This is a genomic window from Archangium sp. (genome assembly GCF_057119385.1).
Genome location: NZ_DBNGVP010000018.1, coordinates 53,874 through 75,757, shown reverse-complemented (window position 1 = coordinate 75,757; position 21,884 = coordinate 53,874). Strand labels below are relative to the sequence as shown.

The window sequence follows — 21,884 nt, the reverse complement described above, 5'->3', positions numbered from 1 at the left end:
TCCGTACCGCCGACCCCGTATTCCTTCTTCAGCCCGTCCGGATCATCCCACCGCCAGTGCGGTGTCGCCTTCCCGTCCGAGGGGGCGCGGCTTCTATCACCGCCGCGTTGGGAGTCAACACGCTTCTCCTACTTCCTCATTCCCGCTGATTCGCCCAGGCGCGCATCATCGGGGCTCAACCTCCTCGAGCCCTGGACCTCCGTGTCTCCACGGGGTCAGAGCATCGCTAGCTCCACGCCCTCACCTGCTTGCCAGGCAGATCCCCCGATGGGCAACCGACGGAACAAGCGCTCGAACTGCGGCCTCCAGTGCGTCTTGAACTGAAGAACTCCGTCCACCCTCGAGCGCCACGCGCCGTCATGGCGAGCAGGGCCGAGCCACTGAAAACAGGAAGGCTGCCCAGCAGAGCCAGCCGGAACCTCGGTACCAGGAGTTCCGGCGCACAAGCGCCCGCGCACTCGCGGCTCAAGCCGCCGCGGACACCCGCTTCACCGTGGGGCCCAGGTCGTGGAGCACAGCCGTGAAGTGGATTTGGTTAGGGTGGCCTCCCCATGGCCTCCAAAATCTCCGATGAGTGGAAGGTGCTTCCACATGGTCCTCTGGAGCAGCTCTCCGAAAACCTGTGGCGGGTCGAGGGGTCGCTGCCAGGCATGTCCCTCAAGCGCGTCATGACCGTCGTGCGCCGGAACGATGGTTCGCTCGTCATCCACAGCGCCATCGCCCTCGCCGACAAGGAGCGGCGTGAGCTCGAGGCACTGGGCCCTCCCACGGTGCTCCTCGTCCCCAACCAGGGCCACCGCCTCGACGCTCCCGCCTACAAGAAGCGCTACCCCGCCCTGCGCGTGTTCGCTCCGAGCGGCGGCCGCCACGCCATCGCCGAGGTCGTCCCCGTCGACGGCACCTACGAGGACTTTCCCGCCGATGACACCGTCCGCCTGGAGATGCTGCACGGCGTGAAGGCAGGCGAAGGCGCCATGTTCGTGCGCTCGATGGACGGGCTGACGCTCGTGCTCAACGACTGCCTCTTCAACATGGACCGCAAGAAGGATCCGCTCGGCTGGTTCTTCACCACGGTGCTGGGCTCGGCGCCCGGACCCCGTGTGTCCCGGCTGGTGAAGCTCATGTTCGTCCAGGACAAGAAGGCGCTCCGCTCGGACTTCGAGCGCTTCGCTCAGCTGCCCGGGCTCGTGCGGCTCATCGTCTCGCACGAAAAGGTGGCCCATGGCCCCGAGGCCTCGAGCGCGCTGCGACAGGCCGCGACCTATCTTTGAGCTCCAACGGTGGCGGGGGGGATGTACTGGAGTGAACAGATGGGGTGAGGATGAGCCGCATGCCATCCGTCCGCATGCGGCTGCTCCCGACGGCGTCGTTGACGAACGAGACGCGGTCGGAACTGTGGGACTTCACCTCGCGCTTCGTCGAGACCGACCGCCAGGACTGGGAGCGCAAGCTCGACGCTCACGCCGAGGTCATCCTGTACCGCGAGCAGCGCGCCGGAGCTCTGGTGGGCATGGCGGCAGTGGACTTCCAGGAAGCTACCGCGGCCGGAACCTGCTCCAACGCGCCGGGCTGGTGTGCTTCCTGCGCACGCGACTCCGGCACCCGCTGGCCCCCATCTACTGGTTCTTCGACACCTTCAGCTACAAGAGCTACCTGCTGCTCGCCTTCAACTTCGCCGAGTTCTGGCCGAGGCCCGAACAACCAATGCCCCACTGGGAGCGGGGATTGATGGAGTCGCTGGCGCACCCATGGTACGGCGACAGCTGGGACTCCACCCTGGGCGTGGTGCACCACCGGGGTGGCAAGAAGCTGAAGGCGGGAGTCGCTTCCATTTCCGAGGCGGACCTCACCCAGCCCCACATCCGGTTCTTCCACGAGCGCAACCCGCTTCACCCCGAGGGCGAGGTGCTGGTCTGCATGGCACCACTCACCTGGCGCAACTGGCGCTCCATCCTGGGCAACGGCCTGCGGCGGTTGGTGCGTCGGCGTCCGTCTCGCGCTCCCCGGATCGCCTCCGTGACGACACTCCAGTTCCCCGCTACGAAGGACTCGGAGACGAACGGACTGGAGGAGATCGGTACGCGGAGCAGGCGCGCCCAGGGAAGATGACACCATGCGGAACAAGCTCCAGCGCATCCTCGCCGCCACGCTCCTGGTCTGCTCCCTCCTGATGGTGCTCCTGGGGATGAACTTCGCGTCCCTCTTCCTCTGGTCCGTCACCCCCAGGACTCCGTTCAGCGAAGCGCGTCCCCCCGCTCCTCCCGACTACAGCCGGCCCTCCTCCTGGAGCGCGCTTCCCGAGCTCCATGACCTCGCGGATACGGCGCTGCCCTCGAGCCCGGCCGTCGAACCCTCCCAGGCCCCCGTGGATGTCTTCTACATCCACCCCACCACCTATATCGGCGGCGAGTGGAATGGGCCCGTCGATGATTCCACGCTCAACGAAGCCACCGACCGGGTGGCGACCCTCATTCAAGCCAGTGCCTTCAACGCCTGCTGTGCCATCTACGCCCCCCGGTACCGCCAGGCCAACATGACCGCCTTCACCGGCCCCGTGGAAAAAGGCCAGGCCGCGTTGGACCTCGCCTACCGGGACGTCGCCGCGGCGTTCCACTACTGGCGCGAGCACCACCATCGCGGACGGCCCTTCATCCTCGCGGCACACAGCCAGGGGACCGTGCTCGCCAGACGCCTCCTGCGCGAGGCCGTCAGCGGAACTCCGCTCCGCCACCAGCTCGTCGCCGCGTACCTCATCGGGATTCCGATGCCCGAGGACTCCCTCCAGCGGAGCCTTCCCGACATCCCCTTCTGCGACTCGCCAGCGCAGACCGGCTGCCTCATCAGCTGGAACGCACGGGCCGCCAACGCCTCGGAGCGCATCCAGGTGCGTGAGCCAGCGATGGACGCGGCGTCCGCGTCGGGGCCGTTCCTCTGTGTGAATCCCCTGTCCTGGCGCCACGACACCGCGCCGGCCTCGTGGGAGCAGAACCAAGGAGCCGTGTTCCTCGAGGCCACACCTCCCCAGGTCATGCCAGGCCTCACCGGAGCGCAGTGCAAGAACGGAAAGCTGGAGGTCCTCATCCGTGGAGACATGCCGCGCGACTTCATGAGCCGGCTGCTCGACCACGCCATGGGCGAGGGCAACTACCATCCCGTGGAGTACCAGCTCTTCTACATGAGCATCCGCCGCAACGCGGCCGAGCGGGTCGCGGCGTTCCTCCGCTCCCACTCCACCGCCACCACACGCGACGACTGAGGACGACGCAGGGCGCCCCGCCGGCTACTCCCCCCGCTGCTGGCGCTCGTGGAGGACCTCCACGTAGTCCCGCAGCACGCGGAAGGCATCGCTGTCGTAGACCCGCGGACCCTCCGTGGAGACGTGCTCCTCCAGGGCGAACAACGACGCGGTCAGCGCTCTCCAGCCCAACAACATCTCCTCGTAGCGGTGCTGCTCCAGCAGGGAGCGGAACTCCACCACCGCCGGCAACTCCGCGTGACGGTTCATCGCGCCCCAGTTGCGCGCACGCGACAGCAGTTCCTCCGTGCCCAGCAGCCGCAACTGCTCCTTGTGGCGACGGCTGGCCTCCCGCTCCCTTCGCCAGAAGAAGACCGCCAGGGCCACCCACCCCACGAGGGACAACCCGCCCATCAGTCCCAGCAGCGTGCAGATGCTCATGGCGGAGAGTTACCCCAAACCGCTCGGCACCACAGCGGCTCGCTCTCCCTGTCCCTCCGCAATCGCCCGGGGTGGTCTTGACTGTCCTGGCTGTCATTTTTTACTATCATTGTATGACTACGAGCCATTCCGTTCCCGAGACCCTCGAGCTGGACAACGATCTTCTGGACACCGTGACCGGAGGAACCGACAGCAGCGTCCTGGTTCCCACCGTGGAGTGCCCCACGTGCGCCTCGGGCGCGGATCCGACCGTGCTGAACGCGCAGTATCAGAACCTGCTGGCCGGCGACCTGTAGTCCCTTGAGCCAACCCCGGTCCAGGCTGGGCGTCGGACTGTCCTACCAGGGCTCGCTGCGCGAGTTCGTGCGCGAGAACCTGGAGGCCTACGACTTCCTGGAAGTCATCCCGGACATCTTCTGGACCGAGGAGCGCGACCCCGACGGCGCCCTGCGCTTCCGGGAAAACCCCGAGGGACTGCGGCTGCTGGACTGGGTGGCCGCGCGCCGCCCCCTGGTGGCCCACTCGGTGGGCATGTCGCTGGGCAGCGCCGAGGGAGGCTTCTCCCCGGACTACGTCGCCCAACTCGCACGCTGGCAGCGGCGCTACCACTTCGCCTGGCTCAGCGAACACCTGTCCTTCACCCGCCTGCCCCACACACACGGCGAGCACATGGACATCGGCGTGATGCTCCCGGTGCCCTATGACGAGGACACGCTGGAGCTGCTCGCCGGACGCGTGGCCCAGGTGCGGCAGGCCGTGGACGCCCCCTTCCTCCTGGAGAACAACGTCTTCTACTACCAGCTCCCCGAGCAGGAGCTGAGCGAGCCGGCCTTCCTGCGGCGTCTGGGCGAGCGCACTGGCAGCGGCCTCCTCCTGGACCTCCACAACCTCTACACCAACGCGCGCAACCACGGCTTCTCGCCGCTCGACTTCCTCGAGGCCCTGGACCTCTCGCAGGTGGTGGAGCTGCACATCGCCGGTGGCTACGAGTGGCAGGGCTTCTACCTCGATGCGCACTCGGGCGCCTGTCCCGAGCCCGTGTGGGAACTGCTCGAGCAGGTGCTGCCTCGGCTGCCCAACCTGGGCGGCGTCGTCTTCGAGATGTTCGGCAACTACGTCCCGCTGCTCGGCACCGACGTCCTGCTCGGCGAGCTGCGGCGCCTGCGCGGCGTGCTGGAGCGCCACGGCGGGAGGCCCTGAGTCATGTCCCTCGCGGGCTTCCAGCGGGCCCTCTCCGCACTCGTCATGTCCCCCGCCCTGCGCGCCGAGGTGGCCGCCCTCCCCGAGCCGGAGCTCCCTGCTCAATTCGTGGGCCTCGAGCTGACCGAGCGCGAGCGGCGCCGGCTCCATGCCCTCGCCCGCGACGCGGGCATGAAGGTGACGACCCTGCTCCACCGCGCCAACCGGCTGAGCATGCTCACCAACACCCTGCCTCGCACCAGCGAGGCCATGGCCCACCCGAAGCTCCAGCCCCTCGTGCAGCGCTACTGGCGCGAAAACCCTCCCACCAGCGTCATGTACGTGCGCGAGGCCCGGCGCTTCGCCGGGTTCCTCCAGGGACTGCTGCGCTCGGGCGAGCTCGTGCACCCCCCTCTCGCCGAGCTGCTGGAGGCGGAGCTGGCCCTGCTCGAGCTGGGAAAGTCGGGGCTGGCCCTCCCCTCCGTGCCGGAGTCTCCGCCCGAGGGCGACGCGCTGGAGGCAGCGCGGCCGAGGCTCGGTCCGTGGTGCCGCGTCCTCCCCTTCCGGATGGATCCCCGGATGTTGCCGCGCTCGGGCGGCGCCGTCTCGCTGCCGGAGTCCCTGCCGGACGAGGAGCGCTACCTGCTCCTCACCAGCGTGAGCCCCGGTCAGGTCGTGCCGCGAGCCCTGGAGGTGACGCGGGCACGCGTCCTGCGGGCCAGCACCGGCCAACACTCCGTCGCAGCGCTTCGCACGGAGCTCGGCTGCCCGTCCTCCCTCTTCCTGGAGCTGGCTCGCGAGGGGCTGCTCCTCCTCGGCCCCGCGCAGTAGGCCGCGCCCACCTCACATCCGGATGCCCAGCTGCACCCCGGGCCAGTACCGCACCGTGGTGCTCTCCGACAGCCACTCCTCCCGCGACGGCAGCGTGGTGAGCTTGTACCGGTCTCCCTCGCTCCCGGCGAAGTACACGTTGTAGGTGGGCCCGCCGAAGAAGGCGAAGCGCTCGAAGAGCTGCACCCCCAACATCACCCGCCCCTGGCCGAGCACGTTCGCGCTCCCCCCGAACGGATCCCTCACGCGCAGCACCGTGCTTCCCGCCACGTCCCCGTCCAGCCACATGCGCTCGCCCAACGGCAGGTGCAGCCCCAGCCCCATTCCGAGGCTGAAGCGCTCCAACCGGTCGTCCGGCCCGATTCCCCCCAGCAGCGCCGTGTACAGGTACTTGCCTCCAAACTTCACCGCCAGGTTCGTGAGCTGGATGTCGCTGCCGTACAGCTCCACGTGGAACTGACCCTTCTTCTCGAAGGACAGCAGCCCCACCGGCACGCCCTTCACCTCCTCGGAGACGTTCACCAGGCCGAGCTGCACCCCCGTCACCACCCGCCCCACGTTGATGAGGCCCAGCTGCACCCCCGTCACGTCCCCGCCCACGTTCAGCAGCGCCGCCTGCACGCCCGTCACGTCGCTCGCGCGGTTGAAACCCACGGCCCACTGCACGCCCTTCACCGCGCCCCCCGTCACGTTCCCCCCCACCGCCCCCTGCAGGCCCGCGAAGTCCCCTCGCGTCACGTTGAGGCCCGCCGCCCCCTGGATGCCTCCAAAGCTCCCCCCCGTCACGTTGCCTCCCGCCGCCACCTGCACGCCCCACACCGAGCCCGCCGCCACGTTCGCCCCCACCGCCAGCTGCAACGCCTCCACCTGCCCGAGCACCACGTTCGCCGCCGGGGACGCCATCAGCCCGCTCGCATCCCCCTTCACCGCGTTGAAGCCCGTGGACAACAGCAGGCCGTGCGCCTCCTCCTCGTACCAGTTCGCCACCAGCGACAACGCCGCCCCCCTCACCCGCACCGCCCGGCCTCCATTCACCACGCCCAACGCGAGCTGGTTCTCCACCCGCCCGATCGACGGCGCCCGCAGCCCGTTGGTGCTCAGCTGTGGAATGAGGCTCAGCGACACCGGCACCCGCGTGTAGCTGTGCAGCGGGTGCAGCACCGGCGCCTCGGTGAGGCCGGCTCGCGCCAGGAGCTCTGGATCCACTCGCGCCAGCCCCACCGCGGAGGACTCGGGCGCCACCTCCGGCCCTCCGCGCGACACCGTGGCCTCCAGCGCCACCGCCTGGAAGCTCGCCGGCGCCAGCGGCGTGCGCTGCCCCTCCACCAACGTGAAGCCCGCCTCCGAGGCCCCGCCCTCCAGCTCGCGCCTCACCTGGTAGCGCCCCGGCGCCAGTCCCAGCTCCGCCGCCCGGCCCGCCAGCTTCTGCACCTCCACCACCAGCATGCCCGCCTCGTCCCGCACGAAGAGCCGGCCCTCCAACGCCTCGGTGAGGTACAGCCCCGCCGACGTCGCCCGCAGGTCCGTCATCACCAGGTCCCCCGAGCCCGCCAATTCAATGTCATACGCCGGGTGCTGCGCCCCTCCCCGCGTCTTCTCCGTACGCGCCAGCGTCTCGTGGAAGGCGAACTGGTAGGCCTCGTTGAGCGTCACCCGCCCATCCCGCGTCGCATCCGCCGCGCCCCGCAGCCCCGAAATGAGGTGGTGCGTGAAGTACGAGGCCCCCAGCCTGTCCGACTCCTGTGACACCTCGTCCTCGCTCGAAGACGTGAGGATGGCGTGCCCCTTCACCTTGTTGCCCGAGTCCACCAGGAAGGCCGGCCGGCGCGTCCCCCCCTTCGCCCGCGCGAAGGCCCCCGAGGCACAGCTGTCCAGCACCGCGATGCGCACGTCCGCGGGCAGCGCATCCAGGGCCCGGCGCAGCTCGCCATACCCCAGGCGCTCGCCCTTGAGCAGCAGGCCCTCCTCGTCCGAGTGCCCCGAGTAGTAGACGAGCACCTCCACCCGCGACGCCCCGGAGCCCCGCGCCGCCTCGGTGCGCGCGCGCAGCTCGCCGAGCGCCTCCAGCAGCCCCGCACGCCCCACGTCCACCAGCACGCGCCGGTCCGCCGCCGCCACTCCGCCCAGCTCCCCCAGCACCTTGTCGAAGGAGCGCGCGTCGGACACCGCATAGCGCAGCCGCACGCGCTCGGGCCCTCCGTCGTTGACGCCCACGAGCAGCGCCAACCGCCGCACCGGACCCGGCTCCGCGAGCGCGGGCACGGCCAGCAGCACACACAGCAGGGCGAGGACTCTCGAGGCACTCATGGGGAGGACTTCTCCAACGTGAAGGAGGCCTGCATGTACCGCGAAGGCAGGGGCAACGGCGAGGTGCGCGCCTCGGGGCGTCCAGCGAGCGAGCGGGCGGCGGCGAGCACCTCCTCCAGGGCGAAGGGGGCCTCGGCGGTGACGAGGAAGAAGCGCTCGAAGTCCGGAGCATCATCCAGCGCATAGGCGCCCGGCAGCGCGTGCGTCCCCGCGGGCGTCAGCGGCACCGAGCCGGCACCGGACTCGGGGGCATGCAGCGTGACGGTGCCGCGCCCGTCCACGGAGAGGATGGCCCCATGCGCCCGGCCCGCGGCCACGAAGGCCAGCTGCACCACGTCCCCCGAGGCCGCGAGCGCCCCATCCGCGAGCGCCTCGGCCGCCCCGTCCCGCTGCCGGTGGACGGTGAGCCGGGGCTCCAGCCCCTTCACCCGCGTCTCCTCCACGCGCGTCTCCGGGGCCACCGGGGCCGCCGCCGGAGGCCGCACGAGCAGGACGAGCGCCGCGGCCGCGAGCGCCGGCACGAACGCAGAGGCAAGGGACGGAAAGCGTCGGCGGACCCGGGCGGCCACCTGCCGGGCCACACCGGCGGGCGGGTGCCGCTCCAGGGTGGCCGCGCTGTCCACCTCGAGCGCGGCGAGCCGGGCCGCCCCGTCCGGCTCCTCCAGGAGGCGCGCCCGGGCGCGGGCGAGCTCCTCGGGGGGGGAGCTCTCCCAGGGCGATCCTCTCGAGAAGCCAGTCGGGGGTGCGGGTCGGGGAACGCATGCGGCCTCCTGCCAGGGAAGGGAACACCGCGCCCGCCTCCGGCTGTTACCTCGCCTCCCTCCTTCCCGCGCTTTTCTTCCCCGGAGCACTCCCAAGCCCTTGGTTTCCCGGCTTTCGAGCAGGCGAGCGAAACACCCGGACGTACCCTCCCGCCCGCCGTTGTTGACTGCCTGGGAAATCGAGCAGCCCTCGCTTCAAGGAGTGAATAGACCCGAGTACCGTGCCCCTCTCCCCCCATCGCGATCTCCATCCGTGACCACCGACACCATCGCCGCGATTCGCGCGTCGTACCTCTCCGCCCAGCTGGCGGGAAATCGCCGGGAGGCCCTGCGCCTGCTGGTGGACGAGGGAATCCTCCGGGGCATCCCCCTCTCCACCCTGCACCTGGACGTCATCCAGAAGGCCCAGTGGGAGATCGGCCGGATGTGGCAGGAGAACGAAATCTCCGTGGCCCAGGAGCACATGGCCACCGCCATCTCCCAGCTGGCCCTGTCCCACCTCTACCGCCACCTGCAGAGAGACCCGCCCAACGGGCGCAGGGTGCTGCTGACGTGCGTGGAGGGAGAGCTGCACGAGCTGGGCGCCCGCATGGCCAGCGACTTCCTGGAGATGGCGGGCTTCGATGTGCGCTTCCTCGGGGCCAACGTGCCCACCGAGCACCTCGTGCGCGAGGTGCGCGAGTCAAAACCCGATTTGCTGGCGTTCTCGGTCACCATGACGTACCACCTGCCCGCATTGCGCAAGGCGGTGGCGGCGGTGCGTGAGGTGGCACCGGCGCTGCCCATGGCCGTAGGGGGGTTGGCCTTCACCTGGGTTCCCGGTGTGGAGGCGGAATTGGGAGTCCCCTTCTTCGGCAAGGACGCGCGAGAGCTGGTGGCCGCGGCCTGCAGGATGTTCGAGGTCTAGGCATGCAGTCGTTGGCCCGTGAAGTGGAGCGCCGCACGCAGCGGCTGGCCGAGGCGTCCGTCTCGGAGCTCTACGATGACCCCTTCTGGTTCGCCCGCTACGGCGAGGAGCGGGCGCGGCGCTTCGGAAGCGAGGACGCCGTCTTCCACGTGCGCTACCTGGTGCAGGCCCTGGAGGCGAAGGACGCCGGGGTGATGGAGCGCTACGCGCGCTGGCTGCAGGGCCTGCTGGTGCCCCGCGGCATGAGCTCGCGCCACATCGCCACGCACTTCCAGGGGCTGTACGGCGCGCTGGTGCGCGAGGGCCTGACGCAGCCGCCCGAGGCGCTCGATTACGTGCGCGCGGCCGAGGCGGCCCTGGAGTGGCCCGAGGGCCCCGCTCGCGCCGTGCACCTGGCCCTGCCCCGGCTGGTGCCGCAGACCCTCGGCGAGCTGTCCGCGCGCGAGGGGACGCTCACCCGGGGGCAGGAGATCCGCCTGGGAGATGAGTTGCTGTTGCAACTGTCCTACCTGATGGACTCGCTCGGTGCGCAGCGGCCGGGGCTCTTCGTGGAACACGTGCGGTGGTACGCGGGCTTCTGGCCGCGAAGGGACTTGCGGTGCAGCTACCGCGCGCTGCTGGAGGCGCTGGAGTCGGCGCTGACCCGGGATGTCTCCGTCTCGGAGTTGCCCCGGGTGACGGTGGCGACAGGGCTCACCGCCCTGGAAAAGGAGCAGTCATGACCGCCTCCGTACCGGCGTCCCCGTGGCACTTCCTGAGCCGCGAGGTGGCGCTGGTCTGTGATGCGTCCGGCGCCCTCACCTGGATGGATGACCGCGCCGTGCGGCTGCTCGAGGCCGCCCCGGGCCAGACGCTGCGCTCGCTGGCGGCGCAGGGCACCGAGGAGAAGGTGGACAAGCTCGTCACCCTCGCCCGCGACGAGCGGGTGGAGCGCTGGGAAATCATCCTGTGCGTGGGAGGCCAGCCGCGCACCTTCGCCTTCCGGGGCGCCCCGCACGAGGGCGGCGTGGCGCTGGTGGGCAGCCTGGTGACGGAGGACTACGCCGCCTCGCTCTCGCAGGTGACGGAGACGATGAGCGAGCTGGCCGCGCTGCACCGCGAGACGGAGCGCCAGCAGCGCGAGCTCAAGCGGCGCGCGGACGAGCTCATCCGCATCAACCGCGAGCTGGAGGAGTCCAACCGCGGCGTGCGCACCCTGCACGCCGAGCTGGACGAGAAGACGGAGAGCCTGGTGCGCGCCGCGGAAATCAAGAGCCGCGTGGTGGCCAACGTGAGCCACGAGTTCCGCACCCCGCTGCACTCCATCCTCGGCCTGGCCCGGCTGCTGCTCAACCCCGCCAACGGCTCGCTCACCCCGGAGCAGCAGAAGCAGGTGCAGTTCATCCGCTCCTCGGGCGAGGCCCTCTTCGAGCTGGTGAATGACCTGTTGGATCTCTCCAAGATGGAGTCCGGCAAGGCGACGCTGCGGCCGGTGAAGTTCGGCGCCGGGGAATTCCTGGGCGCGCTGCGCGGGATGATGCGGCCGCTGGTGACGGCGGACTCGCCGGTGGAGCTGCGCTTCGAGACGCCGCTGGCGGACCTGGAGCTGGAGACGGACGAGGCCAAGGTGAGCCAGGTTCTGCGCAACCTGGTGTCCAACGCGCTGAAGTTCACCGAGAAGGGCCACGTCACGGTGTCCGCCGAGCGCGGGCCGGAGGACACGGTGTGCTTCCGGGTGAGCGACACGGGCATCGGCATCGCGCCGGAGCACCACGCGCACATCTTCGAGGAGTTCACCCAGGTGGAGAGCCCCCTGCAGAAGCAGGTGAAGGGCACGGGCCTGGGCCTGGCGCTGTCGCGGCGGCTGGCGGAGTTCCTGGGCGGCAGCCTCACCGTGCAGAGCGCGCCGGGCCGGGGCTCCACCTTCACCTTCACCCTGCCCCGGGTGCACCCGGAGGTGGCGGAGATGGTGGGGATGACCGAGCGCAGCCAGCAGCTGGAGCCGGGCCGCGCGCCGGTGATGGTGCTGGAGGACGACCGGCAGACGCTCTTCCTGTACGAGAAGTACCTGTCGCGCTCGGGCTTCCAGGTGCTGCCGGTGCGCACGGTGGAGGAGGCGCGCCGCACGCTGCAGCGGGTGCGTCCGGCGGCCATGGTGATGGACGTCATGCTGGAGGGCGAGACGAGCTGGAGCTTCCTCTCCGAGCTCAAGGGCAACGAGGCCACGCGCGACATCCCCGTCCTGGTGGTGACGCTCATGGACCGGGAGCAGAAGGCACGCGCCCTGGGCGCCGACGAGTTCTGGCTCAAGCCCGTGGTCGAGGAGCAGCTGCTGCGCAAGCTGGCGGAGATGGCGCGCAGCGGCCCGGTGCAGAAGCTGCTCATCATCGACGACGACGAGGTGCACCGCTACCTGCTGCGCCAGCTGCTCAAGGACACGCCCTACCTCCTCGCGGAGGCGGGCACGGGCCCCGAGGGCCTCCGGCTGGCGCGCGAGCAGACCCCGGACCTCATCTTCCTGGACTTCGTGCTGCCGGACATGACGGCCTTCGACGTCCTCGACGAGCTGAAGGCGGACCCGCGCACGCGCGACATCCCCGTCATCCTCCACACCTCGCGCCAGCTGCAGGAGGAGGAGCGCCAGCGGCTGGAGAAGGGAACCTCGACCATTCTCGCCAAGCACAAGCTGAGCCGCGAAGTGGCCATCACGCGCATCCGGGACGCCCTGCACAAGACGGGACTGGGCACCGACAGGGCAGAGGGGAGCCGCCGTGGCTGAGCTGACTTCTTCCGCGACGATTCTCAACGTCAACGACGACGACGCCACGCGCTACCTGTCCACGCGCACCCTGCGCATGGCGGGCTACCGCGTGCTGGAGGCCGCCACCGGCGAGGAGGCCCTGCGGCTGGCCGCCCTGGAGCGCCCGGACGTGGTGGTGCTGGACGTGAAGCTGCCGGACATCAGCGGCTACGAGGTGTGCCAGCGCCTGCGCGGCCGGCCGGAGACGGCCTCCATCGCGGTGATGCACACCTCGGCCACCTTCGTCACCCCGGACAAGAAGGTGCGCGGGCTGGAGGGCGGCGCCGACGCCTACCTCACCGAGCCCTTCGAGGGCGAGGAGCTCATCGCCACCGTGCGCTCCCTGCTGCGCATGCGGCGCGCGGAGCAGGACCTGCGCCGGCGCGCGGAGCACCTCACGGAGGCGGACCGGCGCAAGGACCTCTTCCTGGCCATGCTCGCGCACGAGCTGCACAACCCCCTGGCCGCCATCACCACCGCGGCGGGCATCCTCGAGCGCCGCGCCCCCGCGGACCCCAAGGACGCGCGGATGATCTCCATCATCCAACGCCAGACGAACCACCTGGCGCGGGAGGTGGATGACCTGCTCGACGTGAGCCGGCTGACGCGGGGCAAGGTGGAGCTGCGCCAGGCCCGGGTGGACCTGCGGGGCGTGCTGGAGCAGGTGCTGACCATGTTCCGCCCCCAGGCGGAGAGCAAGACGCTGAAGCTGGAGTCGAGCGTGCCGGCGATGCCCCTGTGGATGGAGGCGGACACGACACGGCTGGTGCAGGTGTTCACCAACCTGCTGGACAACGCGCTGAAGTACACGGACGCCGGGGGCACCCTCACGGTGACGGCCGAGCGCGTGCCCTCGGGGGATGGAAGCGCGAGCGCGCGGGTGCGGGTGAAGGACACGGGCATCGGCATCCGGCCGGAGATATTGCCCTCGGTGTTCGAGCTCTTCTCGCAGGCGGACGAGTCGCTGGAGCGCACGCGAGGCGGACTGGGCATCGGGCTGACGCTGGTGCACAACCTGGTGGAGATGCACGGCGGCCGGGTCGAGGCGCACAGCGACGGCCCGGGCCGGGGCAGCGAGTTCGTGGTGTGGCTGCCGCTGCAGCCGCAACCGGTGGAGTCGGAGCAGGAGGTGGTGCCGCCGGAGCCGGTGAAGCGGCGGCGGCACATCCTGTTGGTGGAGGACAACCCCGACGCGAGGCAGGCGCTGCAGGAGCTGCTGGAGACGTGGGGCCACCGGGTGGAGGTGGCGGCGGACGGACTGAGGGGCCTGGAGCTGGCGGTGCAGCGCACGCCGGAGGTGGCGCTGGTGGACATCGGGCTGCCGGGGCTGGACGGGTACCGGGTGGCGGAGGAGCTGCGGGCGAAGATCGGCCGGGGCATCCGGCTGGTGGCGCTCACGGGCTATGGCGGGACGGAGGACCACAGCCGGGCGCGCGAGGCGGGGTTCGACCTGCACCTGGTGAAGCCGGTGAAGCCGGACGACCTGAGCCGCCTGCTGTCGGAGCTGTAGCCCCCAAAACCGCTGTCGCCCCCCCACCGCCTCCATCCCGGGGGACGGGTAAGTGCCGTGGGCCGGACACCCGGTCCGCCCATTGGGTGACGAGGTCGCGAATTCCCGGTTCCACGCCCTTCGCACCGCGACGCGCCATGGGCACATCAGAGCCAGACATCGACATGAGAGAGCGTTCGTGACGCAGCGTCCCAGGGTGGAAGCCCGGGGGCGAGGGGGTAGGGTCGTGAAGGCGATGAGGGTCTGTGTGGTGGCCGTGGCGGGCATGCTGCTGGGACTGCCGCTCGGTGTGGTGGGCTCGGTGTCCACGGAGCCCGTGCCGCCCGGGGTGACGTGCGAGCCGGGCACGAGGGACTGCGGGGCACGGCAGGGGGAGGAGACGGTGCCCCAGTCGGCGGGACTGGAGAGCCAGCACCCCTGTGACTGGGTGGAGACGTGCCAGTTGCCCTGTGGCCGCGAGGGGGGCGAGTGCTGCCACGCGGAGTGGAACTGCCCGCCGGACGCCAACCTGCCGCGGTGCTGAGCCCCCGGAGCGCGGGGAAACGGGCTGTGGGCTCCTGAACATCCGCTCGGGTTTGCCCTAGGCTGGGCGGAATGGCGCTCGGGTTCGGACGAAGGCGCAGCCTGCTGACGAAGTTCTACGTGGCGCTGCTGATCGCCGTGTTGCCGCTGTTGCTGCTGCAGCAGCTGTACGTGTTACCGGCCATCCGGCAGCAGCTGCGCGACGATCGCATCCGGGCGGTGCGGCAGCTGGTGGAGGCGGGCCACGGCATCCTCGCCTCCTACGAGGCCCGGGTGCGCTCGGGCGAGCTGACGCAGCGGGAGGCCCAACGCGAGGCGGCGGCGATGCTGGAAGGCCTGCGCTACGCGAACGCCGAGTACTACTGGCTCAACGACCTGGAGACACGGCTGGTGATGCACCCCTTCCTGCCGGGGCGGATCGGCGAGGACATGAAGGGGTACCAGGACGTGGCGGGCAAGCGGGTGTTCGTGGACATCGTGGAGCTGGCACGCCGCGAGGGAGAGGGCGCGGTGGAGTACCTGGCGACCCGTCCGCGCGAGCCGCAACCGATTCCCAAGGTGTCCTACGTGAAGCTGTTCGCGCCATGGGGATGGGTGCTGGGGACGGGCGTGTACGTGGAGGACATCGAGCTGGAGGTGGCGGCGGTGCAGCGGCGGCTGTGGGTGGCGCTGCTGTCGGGCGTCGCGCTGGCGGGGCTGGCGGGGGTGTACTTCTCGAGGCGCGTGCTGAGGCCGGTGCGCTCGCTGGTGGACGCGGCGGGGAAGGTGGCGAGGGGAGACTTGAAGGTGACGGTGGTGGCGCCCTCGCACGACGAGGTGGGGGACCTGGGCCGGGCCTTCAACGCGATGGTGGGGGACGTGCAGCGGATGCTGCGGGAGATGGGAGAGGTGTCGCGGGCGACGGAGACGGACGCGCGGCACATCCACCGCTCGGCGGCCGGGCTGAGACTGGCGGCGCAGGAGCAGTCGCGGTCGCTGAGGAGCATGACGGACGCGGTGATGGGGATGACGCAGGAGCTCGCGATGGGGGCAAGCCAGGCGGAGCTGGCGGCACGGGCGGCGGAGGCGAACGAGCGGGCGGCGCGCGAAGGCGGCGCGGTGGTGAGGGGGACGGGGGAGAAGATGAAGGAGATCGCCCAGGTGGTGGAGCGCTCGGCGCGGATGGTGGAGCGGCTGACGGAGTGGAGCGAGGAGGTGGAGCGGGCGGTGGAGCTCATCTCCGACGTGGCGGATCAAACGCGGGTGCTGGCGGTGAACACGGCCATCGAGGCGATGCGGGCGGGGGAGAACGGGAAGGGCTTCGCGGTGGTGGCCCAGGAGGTGCGCAACCTGGCGGAGCGGGCGCGGACGGCGGCGGAGCGGATCGGCACGCTGATGAAGCAGAGCCAGACGGAGACGGAGGCGGCGGCGGCGCAGATGAAGCAGGGGCGCCTGAAGGTGAGCGAGGGGCTGGCGCTGTCGGCGGAGACGGGCAAGGCGCTGGAGCGCATCGTCGCGGGAGCGGAGGAGATCCAACGGCGGGTGAAGGACACGGCGAAAGCGCACGCGACCCAGGCGGAGACGGGCGAGGCGCTCACGTTGCGAATCCACGCGCTGTCGAACCAGGCGGTGGAGTCGGCGGCGGGGGTGGAGCAGATCACCAAGGCGGTGGAGGACCTGGAGGCGCGGGCACGCCAATTGAGGGAGCTGGTGTCACGCTTCCAGGTGGAGCGCCCGGAGGCGCAGGATGAAGCCCCCTCTCCCTTTGGGAGAGGGTTGGGGTGAGGGTCTACCGCCGCCTCACCGCGGGGTGCCGTGCTTCGCGGAGAGCGAGTGGCGATCCACCTTGCCGGCGCTGGTGCGCTGCAACGCCTCCAGGAAGCGCACGGAGCGGGGCTGCTTGTAGCGGGCGAGCCGGCCCTGGCAGAAGTCGAGCACCTGGGCCTCGGTGAGATCCGCGCCGGGGCGGGGCACCACGAGGGCCCGAGGCACCTCGCCCCACTTGGAATCGGGCACGCCAATCACACACACCTCGGCGATCTCGGGGTGCGCGGCGAGCACGTTCTCCACTTCGGAGGGGTAGATGTTCTCTCCGCCCGAGATGATGAGGTCCTTGCTGCGGCCGATGATGGTGAAGCACCCCTCCGCGTCGCGCCGGGCGAGGTCTCCGGTGTGCAACCATCCCCCGGCGAAGGTCTTCGCGGTCTCCTCGGGGCGGCGCCAGTAGCCGGCGCACAGGTGGGGCCCGCGCAGGAGCAGCTCACCCTCCTCGCCATCACCCTCGAGCCGGGCCTCGACATGGAACAGGGGCACGCCGACGGAGCCGGGCTTGCGGCGCACGTCACCCGAGGGGAGCCAGAAGTTGTTGGGCCCGGCCTCGGTGAGGCCATAGCCGGTCTTGAAGTCGATGCCGCGAGCGAAGAAGCGCTCGAAGACGGGCTGGGGGCACGGGGCGCCGCCACTGACGAGCAGCTTGAGGCGGGAGAAGTCCACCGAGTCGAAGCGCGGGTGGCGCTGCATCTCGATGAACATGGTGGGCACGCCGAAGAAGAGGTTGATGGCGCCACGGTGGATGAGGTCGAAGACCTGCTCGAGGGCGAAGGCGCGCGCGACGACGGTGGTGCCCCCCACGTAGACGAGCGGGGTGGTGAAGACGTTGAGGCCACCGGTGTGGAAGAGGGGCGCGTTGAGGAGCGCGGTGTCGTCGGCGGTGAGGCCCCAGCTCACGACGGTGTTGGCGGCGTTGGCGGTGATGGAGCGGTGGGTGAGGATGGCGGCCTTGGGGATGCCAGTGCTGCCGCCGGTGTAGCAGAGCACCCACGGATCCTCGGGCTCCACGTCCACGTGCGGGAGCGGCGCGTCCGACAGGGAGTCCCGGCGGCTGAAGGGGATGTCCTCGGGCAGACGGGCGGAGGAGTCGTCGAGGTGGACGAAGTGCCGGACGCCGCGGGCGAGGGGCCGGACGGCCTGGACCTGGGACTGGAAGTCGGAGCCGTGGACGAGGACGACGGGCTCGGCGTCGGCGAGGAGGGAGGAGAGCTCGGGGGAGCTGAGGCGCCAGTTGAGGGGCTGGAGGATGGCGCCGAGCTTGCCGCAGGCGAAGAGGAGGTCGAGGAACTCGGTGCAGTTCATGGCGAGCACGGCGACGCGGTCGCCGCGGCGGACACCGAGGACATCGTGGAGGAGACGGGCGGTGCGGTTGGCGGAGGAGTTCCACTCGCGCCAGGAGATGGAGCGGTCACCGCGGAGGGAGTCGATGAGGGCGGTGCGCTCAGGGGCGAGCGAGGCCCTGCGGGCAAGCCAGTCGTGGACGATGGGCACGAGTCACTCCTCCGGGAGAGAAACAGGATGCGAGCGGACACCAAGAAGAAGACACCAGAAGAAGACACCCAACCGCGGACCGCTCACCCACTCACGGACCTCTCCCCTCTCCCACCGGGAGAGGGACGGGGTGAGGGTATGGCGATTCCCGGGTTGAGCCCTCTCCCTCTGGGAGAGGGACGGGGTGAGGGTAGACCGGAGCGTCCCGGGACGAAAACCGAAAGTCCCTGTCCCAGGGCCCGCTGACCGCGCCCCCCCGCCAGAACTACCGTCGCCCCCAAAGAACCCCCATGCACCCCACCCCGCTCTGCCTCATCCTCCTGCTGTGCACGGCCGCCGTGGCCGGCCCGGATTCCCAGCCGCGCATCTCCGCCACCCGCTCCCGAGCCCTGGAGACGGAGCTGCTCGACGCGGTGCGCAAAGTGGGCTTCGACCAGGTGCGAGACTGGAGACACCAGGGCGAGCGCATCGCCCACCCACCGAACGTGGACGTGGCGGTCATCGAGCTGGACGCGGAAGGCCGACCAGTGGCGGTGGCGAACGTGCTGCTGTCGAGGGACTACCCGCGGGGCAAGGCGGTGCCCATCGACGCGGGGACACTGGGAACACAAGCAGTGCGCTTCACGAGGTGGGACCTGGAGCGCTGGGACGGGCAGAAGGGCTGGGCGGACGCACCACCGGGAGACGACCTGGTGCCCGGACGCGAGAAGGCGCCGCTGCGCTTCATGGCGCCCTACCCCGCGTCCCTCTTCAAGATCCTCATCGCGTACGGGGTGATGAGGCGCGTGGAGCGGGGAGAGCTGACGCTGGACACCCCGTATCGCTTCCTCCGGGACACGGTGGACAAGGGCGAGCGTCCGCTGAGGGGCTGGCTGGAGCCGATGATCGTCGAATCGGACAACGGCTCGACGGAGGCGCTGGTGAAGCTGCTGCACGAGCGGGGGGCGATGGAGGCGATGAACGCGGAGTACGCGGAGCTGGGCTTGGGGACGCTGCAGGTGAACGGCACCTCACCGGTGACGGGGAGGAACTGGCAACCGGGGAGCATCCACATGACGGCGCTGGATACGGCGCGGCTGTTCCTGCTGATCAACGGAGGGCCGGGGGTGCTGTGGAGGACGAAGGAGGGACGCGCGGTCACGGCGGAGGAGCTCTCGGAGCCCGCGAGGAACTTCCTGAAGAAGCTGCTGGCGGACCAGGGGTACGCGGAGGGGTTGAGCTCGACGCTGGTGTGCGGAGACGCGAACGCGAGACCGGGAATCCCCACGGCGGTGCCGGCGAGGTGGCTGGCGGCGGACGGGACGGCGACGGTGGGGGTGACGGCGTTCAAGCGGGACACGCGGCCGTGCAACGCGGCGGCGGAGGTGGAGTTCCTGCACAAGACGGGGCAGACGGAGAACTACGGGAGCGACGCGGGAATCGTGCGAGCGCTGCCGGGGAAGGAGCCGAGGCAGTACGTCATCGCGTTCCTGTCGAACCTGGGCTACCGCTACTACGACGAGGGCGTGGCGGGGACGGCGAACTTCGCGGACGAGGAGAACGGCTTTCCCGGGACGGTGACGGCGATCGGCTTCACACAGAGCATCGCGGAGCTGGGCCGCCGCGTGGACGAGGCGATGAAACAACGGAGACAGACGAACCGGTAGCGAGGGAAGACTTCCCATCCACGGAGCGGGACCCTCTCTCGATTCATCTCCTCGGTCCTGACTGGGCATCAGGACTGCAAGGGAGCGGTTGCCGGCCGGGAGCTGCCCATCGCCTGACGAAGACAGCCTCCGCCGCCGGAAGAACGCCGGCAGGCATCCAGCGCGACACATGACGTGGTGTTGCAGCTGGGAGAAAGAGGCTATATTGACGTGAGATCAACTCAGGAACCGTCCAAGCCATTGGACGCCAATGCCGCGCGCAAGCGCATCTCGCTCCTGCTGAGGAACGGCCAGCTCACCTACACCCGCCATGCGCGTGAGGAGATGGAGAAGGACGATCTCACGGAAGTCGACGTGACGAACGTGCTGCGAGGCGGGCACATCACCGAGCCCGCGGAGAACGAGAAGGGCACCTGGAGGTACCGGGTCCACACCAACACCATCTGGGTGGTGGTGACCTTCCGGGGAGAGACGGAGCTGGTCGTCGTGACGGTCTGGAGGAAGCGATGAAATGCCTGCAGTGTGGGGGGAAGATGACGGTCCGGCACGAGACGCGACGCGCCTATGCGGGGCTGGAGGGTGTCATCATCGAGGGGGTGCAGGTCCGCCATTGCCCGGACTGTGGCGAGGAGGAGCTGAGCTACTCGAACGTCGAGCAACTCCACGCACAACTGGCGCTGCAGCTCGCACGCAAGGAAGCGGCACTCACGCCCCGGGAGATCCGCTTCCTGCGCTCCTGGCTGGGCCTGTCGAGCACAGACCTGGCGAAGCGGATGGGCGTGGCCAAGGAGACCGTGTCGCGGTGGGAGCGGCTCGACAAGCCCCTCTCCATGGGAGCAACGGCGGAGCGGCTCCTCCGGTTGATGGCGGTGCACGAACGACCCGTGGAGGAATACCCGCTCGAACGGCTCGAGCACGTGGCGACCTCGAAACCGGCGCCCCTCCGGGTGCGCCTCAAGCCACGCAAGCAAGGCTGGTCGGCGGAGGTCTAGCCCACGCGCCTCACGGCACCAGCACGAGCTTGCCCACGGTGCTCAACGAGAACCGGACCTGTCCTTGGACTTCGACCGGACACGCCGAGGGGACTGAGGAGCCCGGCGCGACGACGAAGCCTCGCCCCTCTCCTGCCCCCTGCCACGGACCGGCTCACCAAAAGCGAGGGCCGAGGGCAACTCGGACTCGAGCGCATCGAGTTCGCGGAGAAGCTCATCGGTCGCTGGGCGCTTGGGAGAAGGCATGGAGACGCTCCTGATTCATTATGAGGGCTTCCCTGCGAAATGTGCAGACCACGGACCGCCCGAGTGAAGGCACACGCATCTCCTCGCACTCCAGTTCGAGCGCACGCTGAGCAGCGAGGTAGACGGCCAACACGCCCAAGCGTGCACGCCGCCCCCACCCTCACGGCACCAGCACGAGCTTGCCCACGGTGGAGCCGGACTCCAGCGCGCTGTGCGCCTCGGCGACGCGCTCCAGCGGGAAGCGGGTGACGGGCGGCGAGATGATGCGGCCCTCGTCCACCCACGCGAGCAGCCGTCCCATGGCCTCCTCGAGCACATCCCGGCGCTCGAACAGATAGGAGAGGTTGAAGGCGAGGACGCTCGCGTTCGCGTTGGTGAGCGAGAGCGGATCGAACCGGGGCGTGCGCAGGAAGTCCGCGGCGAGCTTCACCCAGTTGGGCCGGCCTCCTTCCCGCGGCAGCATGGAGTGGAAGCCGTAGATGACGAGCTTGCCGGGCCTCGCGAGGTGCCGAAAGCTGTCGCGCAGCGTGGAGACGCCATTGGCATCCAGCACCACGTCATAGCCTTGGGGAGCGGCCTTCTCAGCGGCGCGCCAGAGGTCCTCGCGGCTCTTGTCGATGACGACATCGGCCCCCAGGGCGCGCGCGGTCTCCACCTTGTGGCTGGAGCCGACGACGCCCACCGTCCTGCAACCGGCGATGCGCCCCAACTGCAACAGGGCCCCGCCCACGCCGCCCGCGGCCGAGTGCACGAGCAACGTGCTCCCCGGGCGCGGATGGGCCAGCTCGAAGAGAGCGTAGTAGGCGGTGAGGAAGACGGTGGGGAAGCCCGCGGCCTGGGCCATGTCGAAGCGCGCGGGCAGGGGGAACACCTGGTGGCGGGGCACGGCGACGTGGGTGGAGTAGCCCCCGAAGCGCGTGACGCCGAACACGCGGGTTCCCACGGCGAGGTCCGTGACGGCGGAGCCCACCGCGGACACGATGCCAGCGAACTCGAAGCCCGGGGTGATGGGCCAGCCGACGTACTCCTTGGCCGAGGCATATAGCCCCATGCGGATGACGCAGTCGGCGTAGTTGACGCCGATGGCCTCCGTGGTGACGACGACCTCCTCGGGAGCGGGAGTGGGATCGGGCTGCGTCTGGAGCGTGAGCCGGTCGTAACCACCGGCGCGGGGGATGACCACCTTGCGCATGGCCCGGATATACCCCCTCTCCCGGGCTCGAACTTC

Annotated in this window: 20 protein-coding genes; 15 read left to right on the top strand and 5 right to left on the bottom strand. The window is 70.1% G+C overall.

Features of this window, described 5'->3' with window-relative positions; genetic code table 11:
* Positions 1 to 551 precede the first annotated feature (551 nt).
* From AC16DP_RS04940 to AC16DP_RS04930, 3 genes are all read left to right on the top strand, one after another.
* Positions 552 to 1,271, top strand: coding sequence for a hypothetical protein (locus AC16DP_RS04940; RefSeq protein ID WP_329725916.1), 720 nt, complete (start codon positions 552 to 554; stop codon positions 1,269 to 1,271).
* Positions 1,272 to 1,572: 301 nt separating this feature from the next.
* The gene (locus tag AC16DP_RS04935; protein ID WP_329725915.1) at positions 1,573 to 2,109 is read left to right on the top strand and encodes a hypothetical protein; all 537 of its coding nucleotides are present in this window, start codon (positions 1,573 to 1,575) and stop codon (positions 2,107 to 2,109) included.
* A gap of 4 nt (positions 2,110 to 2,113) precedes the next feature.
* Positions 2,114 to 3,256: a DUF3089 domain-containing protein gene (locus AC16DP_RS04930; protein WP_329725914.1), complete on the top strand. Its 1,143-nt coding sequence runs from the start codon at positions 2,114 to 2,116 to the stop codon at positions 3,254 to 3,256.
* A gap of 24 nt (positions 3,257 to 3,280) precedes the next feature.
* Here AC16DP_RS04930 and AC16DP_RS04925 read toward each other — a convergent pair whose 3' ends face one another.
* Positions 3,281 to 3,676, bottom strand: coding sequence for a hypothetical protein (locus tag AC16DP_RS04925; protein WP_329725913.1), 396 nt, complete (start codon positions 3,674 to 3,676; stop codon positions 3,281 to 3,283).
* Between the two features lie 113 nt (positions 3,677 to 3,789).
* On the opposite strand from AC16DP_RS04925, the gene AC16DP_RS04920 reads away from it, so the two are divergent.
* The 3 genes from AC16DP_RS04920 to AC16DP_RS04910 are packed head-to-tail and all read left to right on the top strand — an operon-like array spanning position 3,790 to position 5,686.
* Entirely contained in the window at positions 3,790 to 3,972 is a 183-nt protein-coding gene (locus tag AC16DP_RS04920) for a hypothetical protein (RefSeq protein WP_329725912.1), read from the top strand.
* Positions 3,973 to 3,976: 4 nt separating this feature from the next.
* The gene (locus tag AC16DP_RS04915) at positions 3,977 to 4,876 is read left to right on the top strand and encodes an MbnB/TglH/ChrH family RiPP precursor modification enzyme (protein ID WP_329725911.1); all 900 of its coding nucleotides are present in this window, start codon (positions 3,977 to 3,979) and stop codon (positions 4,874 to 4,876) included.
* Positions 4,877 to 4,879: 3 nt separating this feature from the next.
* Positions 4,880 to 5,686, top strand: a complete 807-nt coding sequence (locus AC16DP_RS04910; RefSeq protein WP_329725910.1) for a hypothetical protein — start codon at positions 4,880 to 4,882, stop codon at positions 5,684 to 5,686.
* 12 nt (positions 5,687 to 5,698) lie between these two features.
* Here the strand turns inward: AC16DP_RS04910 and AC16DP_RS04905 are convergent, their stop codons facing one another.
* Together AC16DP_RS04905 and AC16DP_RS04900 are read right to left on the bottom strand one after the other, a co-directional pair.
* A complete protein-coding gene (locus AC16DP_RS04905) occupies positions 5,699 to 7,993 on the bottom strand; it encodes a caspase family protein (protein WP_329725909.1) in 2,295 nt (764 codons plus the stop codon).
* Positions 7,990 to 8,616: an ActD-like protein gene (locus AC16DP_RS04900; RefSeq protein WP_329725908.1), complete on the bottom strand. Its 627-nt coding sequence runs from the start codon at positions 8,614 to 8,616 to the stop codon at positions 7,990 to 7,992. The genes AC16DP_RS04905 and AC16DP_RS04900 overlap by 4 nt, the downstream gene beginning before the upstream one ends.
* 391 nt (positions 8,617 to 9,007) lie before the next feature.
* Between AC16DP_RS04900 and AC16DP_RS04895 the strand changes: the two genes are divergently transcribed.
* The 6 genes from AC16DP_RS04895 (at position 9,008) to AC16DP_RS04870 (ending at position 16,236) form a co-directional block, all read left to right on the top strand.
* Positions 9,008 to 9,661: a cobalamin B12-binding domain-containing protein gene (locus AC16DP_RS04895; RefSeq protein WP_329725907.1), complete on the top strand. Its 654-nt coding sequence runs from the start codon at positions 9,008 to 9,010 to the stop codon at positions 9,659 to 9,661.
* 2 nt (positions 9,662 to 9,663) lie between these two features.
* Positions 9,664 to 10,383: a hypothetical protein gene (locus AC16DP_RS04890; RefSeq protein WP_329725906.1), complete on the top strand. Its 720-nt coding sequence runs from the start codon at positions 9,664 to 9,666 to the stop codon at positions 10,381 to 10,383.
* Complete coding sequence (locus AC16DP_RS04885) at positions 10,380 to 12,419, top strand: ATP-binding response regulator (protein ID WP_329725905.1); 2,040 nt, start codon at positions 10,380 to 10,382, stop codon at positions 12,417 to 12,419. The genes AC16DP_RS04890 and AC16DP_RS04885 overlap by 4 nt, the downstream gene beginning before the upstream one ends.
* The gene (locus AC16DP_RS04880) at positions 12,412 to 13,950 is read left to right on the top strand and encodes a response regulator (RefSeq protein ID WP_329725904.1); all 1,539 of its coding nucleotides are present in this window, start codon (positions 12,412 to 12,414) and stop codon (positions 13,948 to 13,950) included. Before AC16DP_RS04885 ends, AC16DP_RS04880 begins: the two co-directional genes overlap by 8 nt.
* A 226-nt stretch (positions 13,951 to 14,176) precedes the next feature.
* Positions 14,177 to 14,473 carry a hypothetical protein gene (locus AC16DP_RS04875; RefSeq protein ID WP_329725903.1) on the top strand — a complete coding sequence of 99 codons (297 nt, stop codon included), beginning with the start codon at positions 14,177 to 14,179 and terminating at the stop codon, positions 14,471 to 14,473.
* Between the two features lie 71 nt (positions 14,474 to 14,544).
* Entirely contained in the window at positions 14,545 to 16,236 is a 1,692-nt protein-coding gene (locus AC16DP_RS04870; protein ID WP_329725902.1) for a methyl-accepting chemotaxis protein, read from the top strand.
* A 15-nt stretch (positions 16,237 to 16,251) separates the two neighbouring features.
* Here the strand turns inward: AC16DP_RS04870 and AC16DP_RS04865 are convergent, their stop codons facing one another.
* Entirely contained in the window at positions 16,252 to 17,772 is a 1,521-nt protein-coding gene (locus AC16DP_RS04865) for an acyl-CoA synthetase (protein ID WP_329725901.1), read from the bottom strand.
* A gap of 290 nt (positions 17,773 to 18,062) precedes the next feature.
* Here AC16DP_RS04865 and AC16DP_RS04860 point away from each other — a divergent pair, with 290 nt between their 5' ends.
* From AC16DP_RS04860 to AC16DP_RS04850, 3 genes are all read left to right on the top strand, one after another.
* Complete coding sequence (locus tag AC16DP_RS04860) at positions 18,063 to 19,418, top strand: serine hydrolase (protein ID WP_329725900.1); 1,356 nt, start codon at positions 18,063 to 18,065, stop codon at positions 19,416 to 19,418.
* A 210-nt stretch (positions 19,419 to 19,628) separates the two neighbouring features.
* Positions 19,629 to 19,928: a DUF4258 domain-containing protein gene (locus AC16DP_RS04855; protein ID WP_329725899.1), complete on the top strand. Its 300-nt coding sequence runs from the start codon at positions 19,629 to 19,631 to the stop codon at positions 19,926 to 19,928.
* A complete protein-coding gene (locus AC16DP_RS04850) occupies positions 19,925 to 20,410 on the top strand; it encodes a type II TA system antitoxin MqsA family protein (RefSeq protein WP_329725898.1) in 486 nt (161 codons plus the stop codon). Before AC16DP_RS04855 ends, AC16DP_RS04850 begins: the two co-directional genes overlap by 4 nt.
* A 406-nt stretch (positions 20,411 to 20,816) precedes the next feature.
* On the opposite strand, the gene AC16DP_RS04845 is transcribed toward AC16DP_RS04850, so the two are convergent.
* A complete protein-coding gene (locus AC16DP_RS04845; protein ID WP_329725897.1) occupies positions 20,817 to 21,848 on the bottom strand; it encodes a synaptic vesicle VAT-1 family membrane protein in 1,032 nt (343 codons plus the stop codon).
* Positions 21,849 to 21,884: the final 36 nt, after the last annotated feature.